Annotated in this window: 1 protein-coding gene; it reads right to left on the bottom strand. The window is 46.9% G+C overall.

The genetic code is table 11. The features are described from left to right. The coding region (locus ACTHUE_RS20095; RefSeq protein WP_440424290.1) for an L-lactate permease at positions 1 to 295 on the bottom strand (295 nt) is incomplete at its 3' end. Positions 296 to 520: the final 225 nt, after the last annotated feature.

Raw genomic sequence — 520 nt, 5'->3', positions numbered from 1 at the left:
GGTTCGGGCTGATGGTGGCCAGCCATTTGCGGATGACGTCGATACAGCCGGTGGTTTCCATCATGCGGTTGAACATAATGGCACCGAAAATCACGGTAATCGGGGTCAGGGTAGAGACGAGGCCGGACGCGGCTGTTGCGTTGAGCAACATGGCGTTGTCGCCGAAATAAAACAGTTTGATGGCATAAATCAGCGCGGCGGTAATCGGCAGCGCGACGTAGGACGGCATACTGTTTTTCTTAACCATCAGCCAGATCAGCAGCACGATGGGAAAAATACTGAGAAAGAGAGCCATGGGATTATCCTCGGGGCAACGGGCATCATAACCGTCAATCAATGGCGGTTTGATGCGATGTGTTGAGTAATAGATGTTTTTCGAATAAGGATTGCCACCTTTTTAGATGCAATCAGTTATCAGGTAAATTGGTTTTACCAATTTATGAAAACTGTTGCACACTTTACGTAATCTTATGTAATCAGTCAAGGGGTTTGTAATAAAAAAGGCCGTCTGAAATAGGGT

Source organism: Neisseria sp. P0021.S005, from assembly GCF_051956955.1.
This window is presented reverse-complemented; position numbering and strand designations above follow the sequence as displayed.